The sequence below is a fragment of the Curtobacterium sp. A7_M15 genome, from assembly GCF_030705415.1.
GTDB lineage: Bacteria > Actinomycetota > Actinomycetes > Actinomycetales > Microbacteriaceae > Curtobacterium.
On the sequence record NZ_JAUZED010000186.1, the window covers coordinates 1 to 3,538 of the forward strand.

The following is a 3,538-nucleotide window of genomic DNA, read 5'->3' on the forward strand; positions in this document are numbered from 1 at the left end:
GGGCAACGCGCCGCGCACCGCGGGCAACGCGCCGCGCACCGCGGGCAACGACCAGCGGGCAAGCAGCGCGCAGCGGGCAGGCACCGAGCAGCGGGCAGCCCGGCTCGACCAGCGCGCCTGAGCGTGGCACCGTCAGTGCCCGGATCGGGCTGCCGCCCGGGGCCGCTGCACGGATACGCTGACGAACGGTGCGTGCGAGACCACGAACGGCGCGCGCAGCACCGAGGACGGTGCGTGCAGCACCACGACCGCTGCTGGGAGCGACGATGACCGAGACCCGATCCGACTACGACCCGACCCGCTTCCGCGACGTCTTCGAGCACAGCTACACGTACGCCAACGGCTTCGCCCGGAACACCCACCGCTTCGCCGGTCGGCCGGCGCTCCGCGACCCGGACACCGACCGCTCGTGGACGTACGCCGAGCTCGGCGCGGACGTCGACCGCGTCGCCGGGTGGCTCGTGCGGCACGGGGTCGGCCGTGGCTCGGTGGTGATGGTCGAGCTGTTCAACTCCCCCGAGTTCGCGATCCTGTACCTGGCGGCGCACCGCATCGGCGCGGTGTTCTCCCCGACCAACTTCCGGCTCGCACCGGACGAGGTCGCCTTCATCATCGAGGACTCCGCCCCCGTCGTCCTCGTGCACGATGCGTCGCGGAACGCCGAGATCGTCCAAGCACTCGAGACCTCGTCGCACCGCCCGGACCACGTCGTGACCCTCGGCGACGAGCACGACGACTTCGCGACGCTCCTCGCCGGCCACCCCCTCACCGCCGACGAACTCGCCGCGACCCAGCCCCGCAGCACCTACGACGAGACCACGCGCCTGTACACGAGCGGGACGACCGGGCGGCCGAAGCCGGTCCCGCTGCCGAGCCTCGTCGAAGTGCTCAGCGCCCACGACGTGATCATGCACTTCCCGCTGAGCCCGTTCGACAAGACCCTCAACATGTCGCCGCTCTTCCACCGCGGTGGCCTGTACTCCGGCGGCCCGAACCCGGTGTTCTACGTCGGCGCCGAACTCACCACGCTCCGGCACTTCGACGCCGACCGGGTGCTCGACCTGGTCGAGTCCGAACAGCTGACCTTCCTCATCGGCGCTCCGCCGAACCTCGTGCAGCTCGCGAACGCCCAGGAGCAGCGGCCCCGCGACCTGTCCTCCCTGAACGGCATCGTGACGATGGGCGCACCACTGGACCGGGCCGCCGCGCTCCGGTACCAGGAGCTCCTGTCGCCCCGCATCTTCAACGGGTACGGCACGACCGAGACGTTCTGGAACACCTTCCTCCGCCCCGAGGACTTCCCCGACGGTGCCGGGTCGACCGGACGCGCCTCCACCGACGACGACGTCGCCGTGGTCCGGGTCTACGAGGACCGTCTGGCCGACCCGACCGACACCGTGGCGAAGGACGGCTCGGAGATCGGCGAGTTCGCGGTCCGCACCGTGAAGTCCGGGTACTCCTACCGCAACCCCGGTCTCGAGGCCGAGAAGTTCGCGAACGGCTGGTTCTACCCGGGCGACCTCGCCACGTGGGACGAGCACGAGCGGGTGACGATCGTCGGGCGCAAGGACGACATGATCATCTCCGGTGGCGAGAACGTGCACCCCGTCCAGGTCGAGGCCGCGCTGCAGGAGCACCCGGGCGTCGCCGACTCGATCGTGGTCGGTGTCCCGGACGAGCGCTGGGGCGAGGTCGTGACGGCCTTCGTCGTCCGCGCACCGGGGCGGCTGCCCGAGGACGACGTCGAAGCAGCCGCCGTCCTCGAGGAGTGGACCGGCTCGCACCCCGGCCTCGCCCGCTACAAGCGGCCGCGGCTCTACCGGTTCGTCACCGAGCTGCCCTACAACGCGACGGGCAAGAAGGTGCACTACCTCGCGAAGGCGACCGCCGTGGAGGACCAGGCCGCGGGGCGCCTGCTCGCGCCGTGACGGACAGGAGGCGCGGTGCGGGCCGGCACCGCGCCTCCAGGCCGTCAGCGGGTCGCGTCCACCGCGCCTGCCGCGCCTGCCCTACTGGGTCGCGTCCACCCCGCGGTGCGGCGCGTTCCGCGCGAACAGCCCCGGCAGCAGCCCACCGAGCTTCGTGCCGATGCAGAGACTGACGAACGTCGCGAGCGGGGTCGCCAGCGCCTCCGGGTCGAACGTCGCGACCGCGACGAGCCCGACCGTCCCCGGCACGAGCAGCAGGAACGCGGGGAAGAACGAGACCGTCGCCGGGATCGCCGGTACGAGCCGCTCGAGCAACCGCGTCGCGACGAACAGCAGGGCGGCGGTCGCCCCGGTCGCGACGACGCTGCCCCACAGCGGCGTCGTCCCGCTCACGAGCGCGTAGGCCGTGACCATCACCGCGACGGACACGAGCGTCAGCCGCCATCCCGACCGGAAGACCAGGCCGAGACCGACGGCCAGTCCGACCACGGCGACCCACGACACCCAGTAGGACGGCACGGCCTCCCACCCGCCGCGGTCCGTGCCCACGCCGGCGACCTCGCCGACGAGTGCCGCCGAGGACGGGTCGACGTGCAACCCCGTCAGCGCGCTGCCGGACGCGATGCCCGCGGCCATGAAACCGAGCATGATGAGTCCCTGCACGAGCCGCGAGGACCCGGTCACGATGTCCGCCGCGGTGAGCTCGAGCAGGGCGTTGGTGATGAGGGCTCCCGGCACGAACACGGCCACGGGGGCGCAGACGGCGAAGAGCGGGACGTGGTCGAACCCGGTGCCGGCGGCGACGAGCCCGACGATGGTCGTCGACACGAAGGCCGCGAGGAAGGGGATGATCGCCACGGCCTCGCGGAAGCGCCGTAGCAGCAGGCCGATCACGCCCACCAGGGCTCCGACCGCCAGCGCCACGAGGATCGCCCACCACGGGCAACGGAACACCACGGCGAGCCCGGCCGAGGTCAGGGCGTTCCCGAGGATCCACGGCAGCGCGGGCGGAGGGACGGTCCCGGCGCGGATCGCCCGGACCCGCGCGGGGATCTCGGCGAGGGCGATCGAGCCGCTCTCGAGGCGGAGCACGAGCCGGTTCGCCCGTGCGGCCTGGCGGCTCGAGAGTTCGACGCCCTCGGCGTTGACGATGGTGGCGGCACCGGTGGCGACCTCGCTCACCATGACGAGGGCGGGGAGCACCCCGACGGCCAGCGTCGGCCCGACCCCGGCGGCGTCCCGAGCCTTCTCGAGCGCGGACCGGACGTCCGTCACCGAGCTGCCGGCGTCGAGGAGCAGGGCCCCGAGCGTGCCGAGCAGCATGCCGGTGGGGACGGTCTCGCCGTCCACGACCTCGACGTGGGCCTCGGGCCGGCCGAGGGCGTTCCGCAGGTTGGCGAGCGCGCTTCCGAATCCGACCACCCGAGCATCGTAGTGGGGGCGGGTTCGTGGTCGCGCTGGCCCGAGTCTCGGGCGCACCGCCGGTACCCCCGGTGGGACTCGAACCCACAACTCGGCGATTTTAAGTCGCATGCCTCTACCGATTGGGCCACGGGGGCGGGCCGCAACAGCCTACCGACGCGACGAGGCGGTCACCCGCCAGGGTGACC

General features: G+C 72.6%; 2 protein-coding genes and 1 tRNA gene. 1 reads left to right on the forward strand and 2 read right to left on the reverse strand.

Features of this window, described 5'->3' with window-relative positions; genetic code table 11:
• Nucleotides 1–266 precede the first annotated feature (266 nt).
• Complete coding sequence (locus tag Q7F20_RS18100; RefSeq protein WP_305741449.1) at nt 267–1,928, forward strand: class I adenylate-forming enzyme family protein; 1,662 nt, start codon at nt 267–269, stop codon at nt 1,926–1,928.
• An 81-nt stretch (nt 1,929–2,009) separates the two neighbouring features.
• On the opposite strand, the gene Q7F20_RS18105 is transcribed toward Q7F20_RS18100, so the two are convergent.
• Together Q7F20_RS18105 and Q7F20_RS18110 are read right to left on the reverse strand one after the other, a co-directional pair.
• On the reverse strand, nt 2,010–3,350 hold the full coding sequence (locus tag Q7F20_RS18105) for a threonine/serine exporter family protein (protein ID WP_305741450.1): 1,341 nt from the start codon (nt 3,348–3,350) through the stop codon (nt 2,010–2,012).
• A gap of 63 nt (nt 3,351–3,413) precedes the next feature.
• Nucleotides 3,414–3,487, reverse strand: a tRNA-Leu gene (locus Q7F20_RS18110).
• Nucleotides 3,488–3,538 lie beyond the last annotated feature (51 nt).